General features: G+C 72.5%; 15 protein-coding genes. 9 read left to right on the forward strand and 6 right to left on the reverse strand.

Annotated elements, in window-relative coordinates:
• Positions 1–41 precede the first annotated feature (41 nt).
• From ACQP2H_RS19725 to ACQP2H_RS19745, 5 genes are all read left to right on the forward strand, one after another.
• Entirely contained in the window at positions 42–701 is a 660-nt protein-coding gene (locus tag ACQP2H_RS19725; protein WP_219463321.1) for a glycosyltransferase family 2 protein, read from the forward strand.
• Positions 698–1,390, forward strand: a complete 693-nt coding sequence (locus tag ACQP2H_RS19730) for a TIGR04282 family arsenosugar biosynthesis glycosyltransferase (RefSeq protein WP_363820896.1) — start codon at positions 698–700, stop codon at positions 1,388–1,390. The genes ACQP2H_RS19725 and ACQP2H_RS19730 overlap by 4 nt, the downstream gene beginning before the upstream one ends.
• Complete coding sequence (locus ACQP2H_RS19735) at positions 1,387–2,028, forward strand: class I SAM-dependent methyltransferase (RefSeq protein WP_208567568.1); 642 nt, start codon at positions 1,387–1,389, stop codon at positions 2,026–2,028. Before ACQP2H_RS19730 ends, ACQP2H_RS19735 begins: the two co-directional genes overlap by 4 nt.
• A gap of 128 nt (positions 2,029–2,156) precedes the next feature.
• A complete protein-coding gene (locus tag ACQP2H_RS19740) occupies positions 2,157–3,239 on the forward strand; it encodes a molybdopterin-dependent oxidoreductase (protein WP_433228425.1) in 1,083 nt (360 codons plus the stop codon).
• Positions 3,236–3,721, forward strand: a complete 486-nt coding sequence (locus ACQP2H_RS19745) for a hypothetical protein (protein WP_433228427.1) — start codon at positions 3,236–3,238, stop codon at positions 3,719–3,721. The genes ACQP2H_RS19740 and ACQP2H_RS19745 overlap by 4 nt, the downstream gene beginning before the upstream one ends.
• Here the strand turns inward: ACQP2H_RS19745 and ACQP2H_RS19750 are convergent.
• The 4 genes from ACQP2H_RS19750 to ACQP2H_RS19765 all read right to left on the reverse strand — a co-directional run bounded on the left by ACQP2H_RS19750 (position 3,696) and on the right by ACQP2H_RS19765 (position 8,516).
• Complete coding sequence (locus ACQP2H_RS19750; protein ID WP_433228429.1) at positions 3,696–5,732, reverse strand: ABC transporter permease subunit; 2,037 nt, start codon at positions 5,730–5,732, stop codon at positions 3,696–3,698. The genes ACQP2H_RS19745 and ACQP2H_RS19750 overlap by 26 nt on opposite strands.
• The gene (locus ACQP2H_RS19755) at positions 5,729–7,165 is read right to left on the reverse strand and encodes an extracellular solute-binding protein (RefSeq protein WP_357537423.1); all 1,437 of its coding nucleotides are present in this window, start codon (positions 7,163–7,165) and stop codon (positions 5,729–5,731) included. Before ACQP2H_RS19755 ends, ACQP2H_RS19750 begins: the two co-directional genes overlap by 4 nt.
• Positions 7,166–7,569: 404 nt before the next feature.
• Entirely contained in the window at positions 7,570–8,082 is a 513-nt protein-coding gene (locus ACQP2H_RS19760) for a hypothetical protein (RefSeq protein ID WP_219463329.1), read from the reverse strand.
• Between the two features lie 59 nt (positions 8,083–8,141).
• Complete coding sequence (locus tag ACQP2H_RS19765) at positions 8,142–8,516, reverse strand: UBP-type zinc finger domain-containing protein (RefSeq protein WP_308290829.1); 375 nt, start codon at positions 8,514–8,516, stop codon at positions 8,142–8,144.
• Between the two features lie 162 nt (positions 8,517–8,678).
• Here ACQP2H_RS19765 and ACQP2H_RS19770 point away from each other — a divergent pair, with 162 nt between their 5' ends.
• Positions 8,679–9,407, forward strand: a complete 729-nt coding sequence (locus ACQP2H_RS19770) for an alpha/beta fold hydrolase (protein ID WP_219463333.1) — start codon at positions 8,679–8,681, stop codon at positions 9,405–9,407.
• A 225-nt stretch (positions 9,408–9,632) separates the two neighbouring features.
• Here ACQP2H_RS19770 and ACQP2H_RS19775 read toward each other — a convergent pair whose 3' ends face one another.
• Positions 9,633–10,316 carry an alpha/beta fold hydrolase gene (locus ACQP2H_RS19775; protein WP_208567574.1) on the reverse strand — a complete coding sequence of 228 codons (684 nt, stop codon included), beginning with the start codon at positions 10,314–10,316 and terminating at the stop codon, positions 9,633–9,635.
• A 104-nt stretch (positions 10,317–10,420) separates the two neighbouring features.
• Between ACQP2H_RS19775 and ACQP2H_RS19780 the strand changes: the two genes are divergently transcribed.
• Positions 10,421–11,347, forward strand: a complete 927-nt coding sequence (locus ACQP2H_RS19780) for a helix-turn-helix transcriptional regulator (protein ID WP_433233598.1) — start codon at positions 10,421–10,423, stop codon at positions 11,345–11,347.
• Positions 11,348–11,379: 32 nt separating this feature from the next.
• Here the strand turns inward: ACQP2H_RS19780 and ACQP2H_RS19785 are convergent, their stop codons facing one another.
• Positions 11,380–12,423: an arabinan endo-1,5-alpha-L-arabinosidase gene (locus tag ACQP2H_RS19785; RefSeq protein WP_433228432.1), complete on the reverse strand. Its 1,044-nt coding sequence runs from the start codon at positions 12,421–12,423 to the stop codon at positions 11,380–11,382.
• Between the two features lie 448 nt (positions 12,424–12,871).
• Between ACQP2H_RS19785 and ACQP2H_RS19790 the strand changes: the two genes are divergently transcribed.
• Both ACQP2H_RS19790 and ACQP2H_RS19795 read left to right on the forward strand, forming a co-directional pair.
• On the forward strand, positions 12,872–15,040 hold the full coding sequence (locus tag ACQP2H_RS19790) for a HelD family protein (RefSeq protein ID WP_363820916.1): 2,169 nt from the start codon (positions 12,872–12,874) through the stop codon (positions 15,038–15,040).
• Positions 15,041–15,323: 283 nt separating this feature from the next.
• On the forward strand, positions 15,324–16,352 hold the full coding sequence (locus ACQP2H_RS19795; protein WP_244252456.1) for a LacI family DNA-binding transcriptional regulator: 1,029 nt from the start codon (positions 15,324–15,326) through the stop codon (positions 16,350–16,352).
• The last annotated feature ends 16 nt before the right edge of the window (positions 16,353–16,368 follow it).

The following is a 16,368-nucleotide window of genomic DNA, read 5'->3' on the forward strand; positions in this document are numbered from 1 at the left end:
GGTAAGAACTTCCGGCCGGATCGTGTCCTAGCGTCCGCAGCATGACCGACGTGGTTCTTCCCTGCCGCAACGAGGCCCCGGCCCTGCCCGACCTGCTGGCCCGGATGCCGGCCGGCTACCGGCCGATCGTGGTGGACAACGGCTCGACCGACGGCTCGGCGGCGGTGGCCCGCGCCTGCGGCGTCGAGGTGATCAGCGTGACCGAACCCGGGTACGGTGCCGCCGTGCACGCCGGGGTCCTGGCGGCCGACCCGGTCGACGGGGTGGTGTGTGTGCTGGACGCCGACGGGTCGTTCGATCCGGCGCAGCTGCCCCGGCTGGCCGATCCCGTCCGGGCCGGCGAGGCGGAGTTGGGCACCGGCCGGCGACGCCCCACCGCGCGCGGGGTGTGGCCCCTGCACGCCCGGGTCGCCAACGCCCTGCTGGCCCACCGGCTGCGCCGGACCACCGGCCTCGACGTCCACGACATCGGGCCGATCCGGGCCGTCCGCCGGGCCGACCTGCTGGCGTTGGGGCTGCGTGACCGCCGTTTCGGTTACCCGTTGGAGCTGCTGATCTCGGCCGGTCGGGCCGGCTGGCGGGTGGTCGAGGTCGACGTCGACTACCACCCGAGGGCGGCTGGTACCCGGTCGAAGGTGACCGGCACGGTGCTCGGCACCGCCCGCGCCGTCCGCGACATGAGCGCGGTGCTGGCCCGGTGAACGTCCCCCGACAGCCGCACGTTCCCGGGTCCCGCGCACCGCAGGTGCTGGTGCTGGCCAAGACCCCGGAGCCCGGCCGGGTCAAGACCCGGCTCTGCCCGCCCTGCACTCCGGTCCAGGCCGCCCGGGTCGCCGCGGCGGCGTTGGCCGACACCCTCGACACCGTCGCCACGGCCACGGCCGGCACCCGGGTCCTGGTCGTCGACGGCGACCATCCGGCCCCCGAGGGCTGGAGGAGACTCGCCCAACGGGGCGGCCCGCTCGGCGACCGCCTCGCCCACGCGTTCGCCGACACCCGCACGGCAGGCACGGCCACCCTGCTGATCGGCATGGACACCCCGCAGCTCACCGCCGCCCACCTCGACGACGCACTGGACCTGCTGCGCCGGCCGGACGGGCCGGACGCGGTGCTCGGTCCGGCCGACGACGGCGGCTGGTGGACGCTGGGACTACGCGAGCCCGGCCACGCCTCGGTCCTGCGTGCGGTGCCCACCTCCGAGGCGGACACCGGACAGCTCACCCTGGCCGCGTTGCGCCGCCTCGGTCTGCGGGTCCATCTGCTGCCCCGGCTGCGGGACGTGGACACCGCCGCCGACGCCCACGCGGTGGCCGCGGTGTGCCCGCCGGGCAGCCGGTTCACCGTGGCCGTCGCCCGCGACGTGCCGTCCCCCACGGCGGTCGCCCGGTGAACGCGGTGGCTCTCTTCGACGCCGTGTTCGACCGGGCCGCGTCGGGTGTCCCCGCCGCGTTCACCGCCCGGCACCCGAGCGGTGGCGTGCACCGGTTCGACCCGGCCGGCTGGTGCCGGGACGCCATCGCCGGGGACGCGACCCTGCTGCGGCGCTGCACCGGACCCACCCTCGACGTCGGTTGCGGCCCCGGGCGGCTCACCGGCGCGCTGATCGACGCCGGGCAGCCGGCGCTCGGCATCGACGTCAGCGCCACCGCCGTCCGGCTGGCCCGGGAACGCGGTGCCGTCGCGCTGCAACGCGACGTCTTCGGCCCGGTGCCGGGTGCCGGGCGTTGGCCGCACCTGCTGCTGGCCGACGGCAACGTCGGCATCGGCGGTGACCCATACCGGCTGCTGCGGCGGTGTCGTCGGCTGCTGGCGGCCGACGGCCACCTGCACGCCGAGTTCGCGCCGCCCGGCACACCGGCCTGGTCCGGCACCGCCATGGTGCAGACCCCGGGTGGTGTCGGCAGCCCGCTACCGTGGGCCTGCGTACCCCTCGACGACCTTTCCGTACTGGCCGGGGGCACCGCGCTGCGGGTGCACGACACCTGGACGGAGGCGGGCCGGTGGTTCGCCACCCTCACCCCCCGGTGACCGGCCGGCCGTCCGCGCTGCGGCGGCTCGCCCGACGGTGGTCGGCACCCCTGCCGGCCCCGCCCGGGGCGCTGCGGCGCGGGCCGCTGCGGCCTGACGGTTTCCCGTCCCCGTTACGGTCGACCCGGTTGACTAGCCAGCTCGGCGTCGCGCTCGGGGTGGCGTTCGCCGTCTGCTTCCTCACCGGGCTGCTCAGTCACCTGATCCAGCACCCGCCCGGCTGGTTGTGGTGGCCGTCCCGCCCGGTGGGCCTCTACCGGTTCACCCAGGGCCTGCACGTGGCGACCGGTCTGGCCACGGTGCCGCTGCTCGGGGCCAAGCTGTGGTCGGTCTACCACCACCTGTTCCGCTGGCCGCCGGTCCGGTCGCTCGCCCACGCGCTCGAACGCGCCAGCGTCGCCGTGCTGGTCGCGGCGGCGCTGTTCCAGGTGATCGGCGGCGTCCTCAACGTCGCCCGCTGGTACGCGCCGATGCCGTTCTTCTTCACCGCCGGGCACTACCGGGTGGCGTGGTTGTCGGTCGGTGCGCTGCTGGTGCACGTCGGCGTGCAGTTGCCTGCGGTACGCGCTGCGCTCGGCCCGACCACCGCCGAGTCTGCGCGGGAGCGGCTCAGCCGACGCGGGCTGCTCGGTGGGGTCGCCGCCGCGGCCGGGCTGGTCACCCTGACCACGGTCGGGCAGACCGTCCGGCCGCTGTCCGCCCTGGCGGTGCTCGCTCCCCGTCGACCGGACGTCGGGCCGCAGGGGCTGCCGGTCAACCGGACCGCCGACCGTGCCGGGGTACGCGCCCAGGCGCTCGACCCGGCGTACCGGCTGGTGGTCGAGGGTCCCCTCCGGCGCACCGAACTGGACCTCGCCGCGCTGCGCGCCCTGCCGCAGCACACCGGCGAGCTGCCGATCGCCTGTGTGGAGGGGTGGAGCGCCACCGGGCGGTGGACCGGCGTACGACTGCGGGACCTGGTCGCGTTGGTGGGCGTCGACCCGGACCGGGCGACGGTGCTCGTCGAGTCGTTGGAGACGGCCGGCCGCTACCGCACGTCGACCGTCGGGGCGGCGCACGTGCGTGACCCGTTGACGCTGATCGCGCTGCGGTTGGGTGGGGCACCCCTGCACCCCGACCACGGCTACCCGGCCCGGTTGATCGCCCCGAACCGGCCCGGTGTGTTGCAGACCAAGTGGGTCGGTCGGCTCACCGTCCGGGAGGCGTCGTGAGGACCCGGGTGGCGCTCGTCGCGGTCGGCACCCTGCTGATCGGGTACGCCGTGGTGGGCGCGCTCGCCGACCCCGACCTGCGGCCGGCCGGGGTGCTGCTCTTCCTGGCCGGGGTGTTGGCCGGGCACGACCTCGTCTGGATGGCCGGGCTGCTGGGCGTCGGCGCGCTGCTCGCCCGGTGGGTCCCGGAACGTCACCGGCCGGTGGTGCGGGCCGGCGTGATCAGCGCCGCCACGGTCACCGTCGTGGCGTTTCCGCTCGTCCTCGGTGTCGGCCGGCCGCCGGACGACCCGTCGGTGCTGCCGCTGCCCTACGGCCGCAACCTCGCGGTCGTCCTGCTGCTGATCGCCGTCGCGACACTGCTGACCTGCTGGGCGGCCGACCGGCGGCGCTCCCGGCGACCGGCCCCGGACGGGCCGGCCGCGCCGGACGGGCCGGACGGGCCGACCGCCCCGGTCAGCCCTTCACCGCCCCGGCGGTGAGCCCCTCGGTCAGGAAGCGCTGCCCGAAGGCGTACATGATCACCACGGGGATGCTGACCAGCAGCGACGCGGCGGCGAGCTGCCCCTGCGGCACGACGTCCCCGGTGATCATCGACTGCATCCCCACCGGGAGGGTCTTGTACTCGTCCTTGGTGATGAACACGAAGGCGAAGAGGAACTCGTTCCAGGCGTTGGTCAGGGTGAACAATGCGACCGCCAGCAGTCCCGGCTTGGCCAGGGGCAGCATCACCCGCAGGAACGCCTGGAACCGGGTGCAGCCGTCGACCAGCGCGGCCTCCTCCAACTCGACGGGGATCGACGCGAAGTACCCGGCCAGCAGCCAGGTGGCGAACGGCAGGGTGAAGGTCGGGTAGGTCACGACCAGCGACCACAGCGAGTCGGTGAGCCGCACCCCGATGAGCAGTTGGTAGAGCGGGATGAACAGCAGCGCGCCCGGCATCACGTAGGTCACCAGCACCGTGACGGTGAAGCCCTGCGCCCCCCGGAACCGCAGCCGGGCCAGGGCGTAGCCGGCGAGGGCGGCGCAGACCAGCGCGACCACGGTGGACGCCACGGACACCAGCACCGTGTTGAGGTACCAGCGGCCGAACGGCTTGGTGGCGAAGAGGTCGGTGAACTGTTGCAGGCTCCACGGCGTCGGCCACAGGTCGCGGTCGTGCATGACGATCTGGCCGTCGGACTTGAAGGCCGTGACGACGATCCAGTACAGCGGGGCCAGGACGAACAGGAGCAGCCCGGCCAGGGCGACCCAGGACGCCAGCCCCGACACCAGCGACGACGCCCGGCGACGCCCCCGGGCCCCGAGGGCCGAGACCACCCGGCCGACCACCGCCGCGACCAGCAGGAAGACCCCGAGGACGACGGCCGCCTTCCAGAAGATGTGCGGTGACGCCCAGGCCAGCAGGGCGGCGGCGACCACCGCGACGACCCACGGCAGTGCGGTGCGGACCGTACGGGTGGCGCGGGCCGAGCGGTCCGGCCGGGGCTTGCGGGCACGTCGGGGCGGCGCCACGCCCGAGTCCCGGCGTAACAGCCGGACCAGCACGAACACCAGCGAGCCGATGACCGGCAGCATGACGAGGGTGACCGCCGCTCCCGCGCCGTACTGCAGTTGCAGGATCGCCTTCGAGTACGCGACCAGCACGTACGGTGCCGTCGCGTCGCCCGGGCCGCCCTGGGTCAGCAGCCAGATGAGGTCGAAGTTGTTGAACGTCCAGATCGACGACAGGGTGACCGTCACGGTGATCACGTGGCGCAGTCCGGGCAGCGTCACGTGGACGAACCGCCGCCACGGCGAGGCGCCGTCGACGGTCGCCGCCTCGTACAGGTCGGTGGGGATGGCCTTCAGTCCGGCGAGGAAGGCGACGGTGAAGAACGGCACCCCCTTCCACACGTTGACTCCGATCACCGACGGCATGGCCAGGGACGGCTCGGACAGCCAGCCCGCCGGCCAACTGTCGACCAGGTACGCGCTGACCAGCAGCGGCCCGATCCCCGACTCGGTGAGCAGCAGGTTGACGCTGCCGAAGATCGGGTCGAGCAGCGAGCGCCAACTGAACGCGGTGACCACCGTCGGCACCACCCACGGCAGCAGGAGCAGCCCGGCCAGCACGGCCCGTCCCCGCCGTCGGTGGTGCAGCAGCAGGGCCGCGGCCAGCCCCAGCACCGCCTTGAACACCTCGGCGTACGCGGTGAAGACGAACGAGTTCACCACGCCCGTGTGGAACTGCTCGTCGTCGGCCAGGGCGAGGTAGTTGGCCAGACCGACGAACACGCTCTGCTGCCCGTGCCGTTCCGTCGTGCTGGTCACGACCGACCAGGCGATCGGCACGAGCACGAGGCCGCCGACCAGCACGGCGGTGGGTGCCAGGAACAGCGCCGCCAGTCGCCAGTCGCGGCCCAGCCGGCGTCGGGTCGCGATGCGGAATCGGGATTCCGGCGGCGAGGATCCCCGGGACGCCGGGGCGGACGCCGGGCGGACCGACGTCACTGCGGCAGCCCCTGCTGGGTGAAGATCTGCACCATCTTGGTGTGCGCGGCCTGCACGGCCTGCGCGGGCGGCGTGCCCTGGATGACCTGCTGCATCATGTCGGTGAGGACGTAGGCGCCGACGGCGGCCTGCTGCCCCGCGCTGGCCTTCTGCGGGAAGTTGAGGCCGTTCTTGGTCGACAGCGGCAGCTGCTGTTGGGTGATCTTGCGCATGATGGGGAAGGCCGGGTCGCCGCTGGTGAAGAACGGGTCGGCGTCCCAGACCTTCTCCCATGCCGGCAACGCCAGACCGGGCGCTTCCTTCGCCACCCCCACGAGGGCGGGCGCGGTGACCAGGTACTGCGTCAGGAGCTTGGCCAGGGCGGCGTTCTTGGCGCCCTTGAAGATGACGAAGCCCTGGGACTGGCCGAGCAGCAGGGACTTGTCGGTGGCCGGCCCGGTGCAGTCGGCGAAGACGTGGGTGTTGTCGTAGACGGGGTTCTTCTTGGTCTTGGAGTCCGCGTAGACGCTGAACTGGTTGCGGGTGTAGCCGAGGATGCCGGCGAGCCAGTTCTCGTTGTTGCTGGAGTCGGTCCAGGCGGCCACTCCCGGCGGCAGCATCGGCTTGTAGCGGGGGTTGGTGTAGATGTCGGCGAGGAAGGTCACCGCCTGCACCGTCTCGGGAGAGTCGAAGGTGACCTTCCGGCCGTCGTTGGAGGCGATCGCCCCGCCGTAGGAGTTGATCAGCGCCTCGATCATGCCGTTGGCGTCACCGGAGCGGTTCACGGTCATGCCCCAGCCGAACCGCCGCTTGCCGGGGTCGGAGATCGCCAGGCACAGGTCCCGCAGCTCCTCCCAGGTGTAGACGTCCCTGGGGGTGATGCCCTCGTCGCGCATCCAGTCCTTGCGCAGGAACGACCCGATCCCGATGAAGTGGTAGGGGATGGCGAACCACCTGCCGTCGAAGACGCAGAAGTTCTTGGATTCGGCGGTGGGTTCGCCGTACGTCGCCGTCAGCGCCTGGACGACGTCCGTCACGTCCTCCAGGTCGCCGAGCGCCTGGAACTGGGCGACGAACCGCGAGTCGGTCATGAACGCGAGGTCGCGCGCCACACCACCCTGGACCTCAGCGTGGATCTTGGCAACCACGTCGCCCGCGTCCGCCTGGACCAGGCTGTTGCCGATCTTGGTGCCGGTGGTGTCGGCGAACTTCCTGATCGAGGCGTCGAGTGCCGCGTTCGCCGCCTCCGAGTACAGCTTCTGCGACAGCATCCCCAGCGAGGAGCCCTTCAGCGCCACCGCGGCGTCGACGAGTTCCTTCGGGACCTCGGCCTGCGCCCTGGGCGTCGACGGTGCGGTGCCTCCGCAGGCGGCCAGGCCGGCCGCACCGAGCAGCCCCACCCCCATTCCCAGAAAGCCGCGCCGGGACCGTAACGCACTGTCCTCGATGGACATCCGTCTCCTCCGTCTCGCCTCACCGGGACCCACCGGGAGAGGCCAGGGGCAAAACTGTCCTGTGTGGACGCCCGCACAGCACGCACCCGAGGACGGTTGCCTGATCGGATGGCCTCAGCCCGCTCCTGCCCGCACAGTCATCGGGAAAGTCGCCCCGCCACCGGCGGGCCCTCCCCGGCCTGCCCCGAGCTGTTCGTGCCCCGGGCGGCGGAACGGCGACCGGGGCGGCGCTGCGCTCACTCTACACATTTCGGAAAGTCGCGCCTAGGCTTGAACGCAATTCGGGAGACCGTCCACGCAATTCATCTTCACCAATATTGCTAACCGAGAACACACTCCGGGGCTCAGGCCCGAGCCATTGACGCTGGTGAGCCGCACGATGGTCGGCCGGTGACGTCGGAACGTCAGGCGGGAAGGCGGCGGGCCAGTTCGCGCCGCAGCTGGTCACGGCCGGGGCTCAGGTAGACCAGCGGGAGCCGGATCTCGTACGGCCGGCTCTGCCCGTACGTCGCCCACTCCCACCGGGCGAGCGGGGGGCGGGTCCGGTCCGGGTCGGCCGGCTCGATCACCAGGACCGGGTACCACCGTCCGCTGATCTCGGCACGCGCGACGTTCGACCACTCGATGGCCAGGGTGCGCTCACCCGGACCCGCCACCTGGAGGTGGTCCGCGGTGAGCCGCAGGGGCAGCCGCGGCTGGTGACCGGCGGACGGCGGACGGACCACCCCCCGGGAGAACCCGAGGAGCAGAAACCACGTCAGCGGCAGCCACAGCCCGTCCCACCACGGGTCGCCGGAGGCCAGGTTGACGACCGCCTGCACCACCGCCAGCGCAGGGAGCGCGGTGGCCAGGAAACCGACCTCACGACCCCGGGAACGGCGGAACTCGGTGACAGCAGGCTCATCGGCGGTGGCCATTGCGGTGTGCTGCCCGGCGGGCCGGAGCGCCAAACCCGCCGACCCCGGCATGCGCACAGTCAGTGCAGCCGGCGCTTCCAGTCCTCCGGCACCCGACCCTCGGGGCCGGGGGCGGGCTGGTCGAGCGGACGCGATTGCGGCCCGGCCAGCTCCGGACCCGCGGCATAGAACTGATCGTCGGAGTAGTCCCAGAACCACGACTCGCCGGGTTCGAAACTGCGTACCACCGGATGCCCCGTCGCGGCCGCGTGCGCCGTCGCATGCTGGCCCGGCGAGGAGTCGCAGCAGCCGACCTGGCCGCAGGACGCGCAGCGGCGCAGGTGGAACCACCACCCACCGGAGGACTCACACTCGACGCAACCCGGGCCGCTCGGCGGCACCGTCGTAGTGACACCCACCGCGGTCGCGGCGAGGAGCTTGGGCTGATCGGCCACGGCGTGTTCCTCTCGACTCGCCGCTACGGTACCCGGACTCATCCGTCGGCGCCTCACCCCGGTTACCCGGCCGGGTGAGCCGGTCGGTCGACGCACGCCGGGGTACGCCCGTGGTCCGAGAATGAAGCCGGCACCCGGCCCACTATCCGGAGGAACCCGACGATGTCCCTCACCACCGCACAGCCCGGCCGGCCGACGGTCGTCCTCGTCCACGGCGCCTTCGCCGAATCGGCGAGTTGGGCCGGGGTGATCACCGCACTGCGCGACGACGGCTACCCCGCGGTGGCCGTGGCCAACCCGCTGCGCGGCGTCCGGCACGACGCCGACCACCTACGCGCGGTGCTCACCGGGATCGACGGGCCGGTCGTCCTCGTCGGCCACTCGTACGGCGGAATGGTGATCTCGAACGTGCCGGCGGCGGGTGCCGGCGTGACCGCGCTGGTCTACGTCGGGGCCTTCGCCCCCCTCGCCGGCGAGAGCGCCGCCGACCTGGCCGGTCGGTTCCCCGGCAGCTCCCTGGGTGAGACGCTGGCCCCCGTCACGCTCCCGGGCGGGGCGACCGACCTCTACATCCGGCAGGACCGCTACCACCAGCAGTTCGCCGCCGACTCGACGACGGCGCAGGCCGCCGTGATGGCGGTGACCCAGCGGCCGATCACCGAGGCGGCCCTGGGTGAGCCCTCCGGCGAGCCCGCCTGGCAGTCGCTGCCGTCCTGGTTCCTCTTCGGCAGCGAGGATCTCAACATCCCGGTCGCGGCCCACCGGTTCATGGCCGAACGGGCGGGCTCCCGGCGGACGGTGGAGATTCCCGGAGGTTCGCACACGGTGGCCATCCCGGAGGCCGCCATGCTGGCCGATCTCATCCGGGAGGCCGCCGACGCGACCCGCTAGCCGGGCCCGGCCGGAAGACCGTGATCCGCCCCCGGCCACCGCACTCCGCCCGGTCACGCCCGGCCCGGGAGGCACGGCACGGCTACCCCACCCACCACGGGCGAGGTAGCCGCCGCTGCCCCGAGGCACGTCCCCGACCGTGCCGGTGCGCCCCCGTTCACCGTCGCCCGGTACCGCCGTGTCGTCGTCGCCGAGATCGGAGTCGTCGACCTGTTGCCGGGTCCGTCAGAGGTCGGCCAGGATGCGGGCCAACTCGACCGGCCTGCTCAGCATCGGCCAGTGCCCGGAGTCGATGTCGACCAGGTCGACCTTCCGGGCCTTGGCGAGTTCGGGCAGGTCACCCCCGTCGAGCATCGCCTGGGCCTGCTCCGGGGTGAACTCGGGGCACACCAGGACGACAGGCACGTCGAAGCGCCGCGCATCGGTCAGCCGGACTGTCCCCCGGGCGACGCCCTCGGGCACCGGGATGGCGGTGGCCAGGAATTCCGCCCGCGCCCGTTCGTCGAGGTCGGCCGCGTCCGCGCCCTCGAAGGGCGCCCAGCCGGGGAACGGCATCGCCCCGTCCTCGATCGGGAAGAAGTCGGCGTACAGGTCCCCGTCGGCCTGCGGGAAACCGCCGATCAGCACGACCCGGGCGACCGTCGAGGGCCGCGCGTCGGCGATCAACCAGGCCAGGGCGCAGGAGGCCGAGTGCCCCACCACCACCGACCCGGCCGGTGCCGCGTCCACGACGGCCAGCACCGCGGCAACCTGGTCGTCGAGCGTCGCCGCCGTGTTCCCGTCGCCCTGGCCCGGCAGGTCCACCGCCACCGCGTGTCGCCCCACCCGGGTCAACTCGGCGACGACGCCGTCCCACGCCGAGGCGTCGAGCCACAGGCCGCCGACGAGCACGATCTGTTCATCAGTCATGACGACAACGTAGCGTCGATTCCGGACGTTCCACTTCCGGTACCGTCCGGTGGGTGGAGAATGCCGTCAGCCCCACCGCCCGTGCCCTGCGGACGCTCGACATCCTGCGGGACCGCCCGGGCACGACCGCCGAGGAGCTGGCCGCCGGTCTCGGCGTGACCGAACGCGCCGCGCGCCGCTATGTCGGGATCCTCCGCGAGGCGGGCATCCCGGTCGAGTCCGCCCGGGGGCCCTACGGCGGCTACCGCCTCGGCCGGGGCGCCCGGCTGCCGGCCGTCGTCTTCACCCAGGAGCAGGTCATCGGCCTGGTCATGGCCGTTCTCGACGGGCAACCTGCCGCGATCGACGCCGACGGCCTGGTCGGGTCCGCGCTCAGCAAACTCATCCGGGCGCTGCCCGACAGCGTCGGACGGCAGGCGGCGGCACTGCGGGCGTACGCGGCAGCCGCCTCCGACCGACGGTCGGCGCACGCCGATCCCACCACGACGAGCACGCTGGTGGCGGCCGTGGCCGACCACCACCAGGTGGCCTTCACCTACACGACCGAAGGCGGCGAGTCCTGGGAGGCCGTGGTCGACCCGTGGGCGGTGGTGGTGCGCTTCGGCCGCTGGTACCTGCTGTGCCACTCGCACCGGGCGGGCGCGATCCGCACGTACCGCATCGACCGGATCCGGGCCGTGCGGCACCTGCCGCAACGGTTCACCCCGCCCGACGACCTCGACCCCGTGGCCACCCTGGAGGCGCACCTGGGTTCCGGGTGGAAGTACCCGACCCGGGTGGTGTTCCACGAGCCCTACGAGCGGGTGGCACCGTGGGTCCGGCCGACGATGGGCCGCCTGGAGCCTGCCGGCGACCGGTGCGTCCTGACCGGCAGCACGACCAACACCCGGATGTACGCCCAGGAGTGGCTGGCCGCCGTCCCGTTCGGCTTCACCGTCGAGGAGGGTCCCGAACTGCGGGCCGCCGTGGCCGCGGTCGCCGCCCGCCTCACCGCCGCGCTGGACGACGGCCCCCGACCGTCGCCATCCTGACCGGGGGTCGCACCGTCGGATCGCGGTCGCCGTCAGTAGACGAACGGCCAGCCGGTGTTGTCGTAGCCGAGCAGGTTGACGCCGAGCAGTGCGGTGCCGTTGTCGGCGTAGTAGTGGTAGACGAGGACTTCGGCGTCGGTGTCGGTGAACACCGCCTGGTGGCCGGGCCCGTGGGTGCTGCCGTGCCCGGCGAGGACCTGGGTGCCGCCACCGGCGGTCATCGCCACCCCGTTCCGGTCGACGTACGGGCCGGTGACCGAGGTCGACCTGCCCACCATGACCCGGTAGGTGCTCGCCGCCCCCTGACAGCACCTGTCGAACGACACCCACAGGTAGTAGTAGGCGCCGTGCCGCACGATCACCGGCGCCTCGATGGCACCCCCGTTACGGCCCGCGATGCTCCGCACGGTCGTGTCGGCGCGTTTCCCGGTCACCGGATTCAACGACACCATCTTGATACCGGACCAGAACGACCCGAAGCTCAACCGCCACCTGCCGGAAGCGTCGACCACCAGATTGGGATCGATGGCGTTGAAGTCGTCCGACGTCCGGGACTCGATCACCAGACCCTGGTTGGTCCAACTGCCCGACGCCCCGGTGGTGCTCGTGGCAAGGAAGATCCCCGACCGGTTCGACCCGAACGTCGAGGCCGAGTAGTACAACCAGTACCGACCGTCACGGTAGGACAGATCCGGCGCCCACAGATTGCGACTGCCCCCGGTGTACGTCGTCGTCCACGGCGCACCGCCGGGGAACACCACACCCGCGTTACGGAACGCGACCCGATCACCGGAGGTCTTCAGCGCGATGTTGTCACCGGTGTGCGCCAGCAGGTAACCACCACCGGGGCGGATCACGACCGTCGGGTCGTGCACCCCGACGTCCCCGGTCACCCGACCCGGGCCAGGGTAGGACCCGGGCGGCGTGGTGGGCGTCGCCGCGACCCTCGGTGCGGCCGTCGACGCCGACGGCGATCCCTGAACGATGCCGGCGACCACCAGCACGACCGACAGGGAGATCAACGCCAGTCGGCGGAGGGTGGACGGATTCTGTACGGAGGCGAGCGAAGTGGTCACGACAGTTCCCTGGGTCGGGCGTCGGGCAGCGTGATGCCGACGCGGCGGGACGTCGACAAAAATGTCGAGATCATTGCATTCGTGTTTTCCCAGAAGTTAACGCAGGCATCGAAGCATGTCAACGCCTGTGGCCGCCGGCCCCCGTCGGTCGCCCCTCCTCGACAGCCGACGCCGAGGGGGTCGCGCCGGGCCGGCCCGGCGGGCCCGCACCACGTCGTCGACGACCACCCACGCAGGGATCCCGCCACCGGCACCCGCCCGCGAAAGGGGCGGCACGACCCGTCCAGATGGGATGAGGCCACAATCGGCAAGAAACTGTGAGGTATTGAGACGCTTGTCTCCGCCGCCGATTTCACGGCACGCCGACGAGACCGCGACCCTATGCTTGTCGCCGAAATACCTGCGGCCGGTCGGGTGGCAGGAGAAGAACCAGTCCGAGGATCTGCGAATGCGTCGGAAATCTGCTCTGGGCAATGGCATCGCTGACGTCACCACGGCAATTACCCGCAGTGGAGCACCAACCTCCCCCGCAGCGGAGGCCGCGCGCCGAGCCGCAGTCGCCGAGGAGCAGGAGTTCCTCGACTCGGCCGTGGCGCGGCGCGACGGTCTTGTCGACCACCTACAGGCCGAGCTTTCCTCAGCTGCCCTGGACGTGTTGGAACGGGCGCGGCTGCGCATGCTCCGCCAGCAGTACGAGCAGTTGCGGCGAGCGCAGGAACGGTTGGTCTTCGGCCGCCTCGACGGTCTTGACGGCACCGTGCGGCACGTCGGCCGGGTCGGCCTGCGCAACGACGACGAGGACGGTGAGCCGCTGCTGCTGGACTGGCGCGCTCCCGCGGCCCGGCCGTTCTACACCGCGACCGCTGTCGACCCGCAGGGGCAGGCACGACGGCGGCACATCCGCACGACGGGACCGGTGGTCGTCGGGGTGGACGACGAGCCGCTGGACGGGACCATGACAGCGGAACTCGTCGGTGAGGGGGCGCTGCTGGCCGCCCTGGACCAGCGGCGCACCGGTCACATGTCGGCGGCGATCTCCACGCTGCAACGCGAACAGGACGACATCATCCGGGCGGAGGCGACCGGCCCGCTGATCGTGCAGGGCGGTCCCGGCACCGGCAAGACCGTGGTGGCCCTGCACCGCGTCGCCTACCTGCTGTTCGCCCACTCGGCAATGGCCGACCAGGCGGTCCTGGTCCTCGGTCCCTCGCCGCGGTTCCTCCAGTACATCGCCCAGGTGCTGCCCGCCCTCGGTGAGACCGCCGTCGTCTCGGCGACCTGCGACACCCTGCTGCCCGACATCCGCGTGGGCCGCGACGAGAGCCGGACCCTCGCCGAGATCAAGGGCCGTGCCCTCTGGCAGGCCGCGCTCGAGAACTACGTCGGCTCGCTGTTCCCGCGCCCCCGCGAGTTGACGCTGCGCTGGGAGGGCGAGTTCTACGCCATCCCCGCCGGGACGGTCGCCCAGATGCTCGCCTCGGTGCGGGGACGCCCCTATCACCGGGCCCGCGAGGCGTGCGCCGAGCAGCTGCACCACCTCCTGACCGAAGCCGTCGTCGATCAACGCGAGGCGCTGGTGAACGCGATGGACGAGGGCTTCGAGGACATCCTCGCCCGCGTCGACCGGAGCATGCAGCACGACCACCGGTCCGCCGGTGGGCCCACCGGCAGTGACGTCGACGGGCTGCTCTCCGAGGAAGAGATCGACGCCCTCCGTGGTCGTATCGCGGAGAACGCGAGCATCGCCCGGTTCGTCGAGGCATGGTGGCCCACCCTCGACACCGAAGACCTGTTGAGGGGTCTGGTGACCGACCGCGCCCTGCTCGCCCGCTTCGCCCCCCAGTTGTCCGCGGCGGAGATCACCGCCGTCGCGACGGAGCCCGCGCCGTGGGCTTCGAGCGACATCCCCCTGCTCGACGCGGTCGCCGACCTGCTGGGCGAGATCGAAGCCCCGCCGCCGCAGGGCGAGTTCGTCGCCGACCACGCTCGCCGGCAGCGCGGCTGGGTGTACGGCCACGTCGTCATCGACGAGGCGCAGGAGCTGTCCGAGATGCAGTGGCAGATGGTGCTGCGGCGTTGTCCCAGCCGTTCCGTCACGGCGGTCGGCGACATCGATCAGACGGAGGCGGCGCACCGGCACACCACCTGGGCACAGGCGGTGCAGGCGGCTTTCGGACAGCGGTGGACCGCTGCGGAGCTGACCATCTGTTACCGCACCCCGCGCGAGGTCATGGACCTCACCGGGCCCGTCCTGAGGCGGGCCGGTAGCCACAACTCCCCGCCCCGGGCGGTGCGTTCCTGCGGCATCGACCCCTGGGTCCGCACGGTCGCCCCTGCGGAGCTTGCCGACACCGCCGCCCGGGCGGTGCGACAGTTGCAGCAGCGGTGGCACGGCGGCACGGTGGGCGTCATCGCCCCCGCCGACCGCATCGCCGAACTCCACGCCGTACTGGCTGACGTCCCGGTGCTCACCGCGGTGCAGTCCAAGGGTCTGGAATGGGATGCGGCGCTCCTCGTCGATCCCCAGGGCATCGCCGCCGGGCCGCGCGGCTGGAACGCCCTCTACGTCGCGCTCACCCGATGCACCCAGGAACTGGGACAGCTGGTTCTCGGGTAGCGGAACTTTGCGGGTGTGCCGCCGCTGCGCCGGCGTCCGGTCACCGCCGGCGCCGGGTGGCCGGGGCGCCGTCCCAGGCCACCCGGCGTCGACGCGGGAGGACGCGGCCGACCACCGGGCGGGCGACACAGGCGGGAAGTGCCGAGCTGACCGCTTCCGACATCGGCTATTGACGTCGCCGTAACACCGGGTCTAGCGTCTGTCGAACCGCTTCGTCGAACCGCTTCGACGAGCCGGCGAACACGGTTCCCTGCCTGCCCGGAGGAGGTGCGCGGTGGCCACCATGCAGGACGTCGCCCGCCTGGCGCAGGTCTCGGTCAGCACCGTCTCCTACGTGCTCACCGGAGCCCGGCCGATCTCCCAGGGCACCCGGGCGAAGGTGCTCGCCGCCATGGCCCAGCTCGACTACCAGCCCAACGCCATGGCCCGGGGTCTGGCCAGTCGACGCAGCCGGATCCTGGGCCTGCTGCTGCCGATGGACGAGCGCGGCCTCGGGGCGACCGAGACGGCGTTCGTCACCGGGGCCGCCGCGGCGGCCAGCGCCGTCGGCTACCACCTGGTGCTGTCACCCGTCGGCGGGGGCGGCGACCTCGACGGGCTGCGTCGGCTGGCCAGCCAGCGGATGTTCGACGGCGTCGTGCTGATGGAGGTGCAGCTCGCCGACGAGCGGGTCGGCGCGCTCCAGCAGGCCGGGGTGCCGCTGGTGCTGATCGGGCGCACCGGGGACACCGCCGGGCTCTCCTACGTCGACATCGACTTCGAGCAGACCGTACGGGAGGCCGTGGCGTACCTGGTCGGCCTGGGGCACCGGCAGATCGTCTACGTCAACCACTCGGCCGAGACCCTGGCCAGCGGTTACGGGCCGGCGCTGCGGACCCGGGACGCCTTCGTCACGGCGATGACCGGCCACGGCCTGGAACCGGTCATGATCCCGGCGCAGGACAGCGCCGCCGGTGGCCGGGCCGCGTTGGCCGCCGCCATCACACGGACGCCGGGCCTGACGGCCGTGCTGGCGATGAACGAGACGGCGGTCTTCGGCATCCTCGGCGAGCTGACCGGGCGGGGGCTGGCCGTGCCCGACGACGTGTCGGTCGTCTCGATGGTCACCTCGCCGCAGGTCGCCGAGCTGGCCACCCCGGCGCTGACCGCGATGACGTCACCCGGTTCGGCGCTGGGCCGGATCGCGGTCGAGGCCCTGGTGCGCCACCTGGACGGGGCCGGTGACGAGCGCCACCAGCAGTTGCTGCCGTGCGCGCTGGAGATCCGGGGATCGACCGCAGCACCACGAAGCCGTCACCCCGATGGGGGTTGACCAGGTAAAACGGCCC

Source organism: Micromonospora sp. CA-248260 (assembly GCF_050942205.1).
GTDB classification, from domain to species: Bacteria; Actinomycetota; Actinomycetes; order Mycobacteriales; family Micromonosporaceae; genus Micromonospora; species Micromonospora antibiotica.

Excerpts from the sequence above, each read along its gene's own strand:
- ACQP2H_RS19795 (WP_244252456.1), top strand. The coding sequence starts at position 15,324 with ATGCAGGACGTCGCCCGCCTGGCGCAGGTCTCGGTCAGCACCGTCTCC.
- ACQP2H_RS19790 (WP_363820916.1), top strand. The coding sequence starts at position 12,872 with ATGCGTCGGAAATCTGCTCTGGGCAATGGCATCGCTGACGTCACCACG.
- ACQP2H_RS19760 (WP_219463329.1), bottom strand. The coding sequence starts at position 8,082 with ATGGCCACCGCCGATGAGCCTGCTGTCACCGAGTTCCGCCGTTCCCGG.
- ACQP2H_RS19770 (WP_219463333.1), top strand. The coding sequence starts at position 8,679 with ATGTCCCTCACCACCGCACAGCCCGGCCGGCCGACGGTCGTCCTCGTC.
- ACQP2H_RS19725 (WP_219463321.1), top strand. The coding sequence starts at position 42 with ATGACCGACGTGGTTCTTCCCTGCCGCAACGAGGCCCCGGCCCTGCCC.
- ACQP2H_RS19775 (WP_208567574.1), bottom strand. The coding sequence starts at position 10,316 with ATGACTGATGAACAGATCGTGCTCGTCGGCGGCCTGTGGCTCGACGCC.
- ACQP2H_RS19755 (WP_357537423.1), bottom strand. The coding sequence starts at position 7,165 with ATGTCCATCGAGGACAGTGCGTTACGGTCCCGGCGCGGCTTTCTGGGA.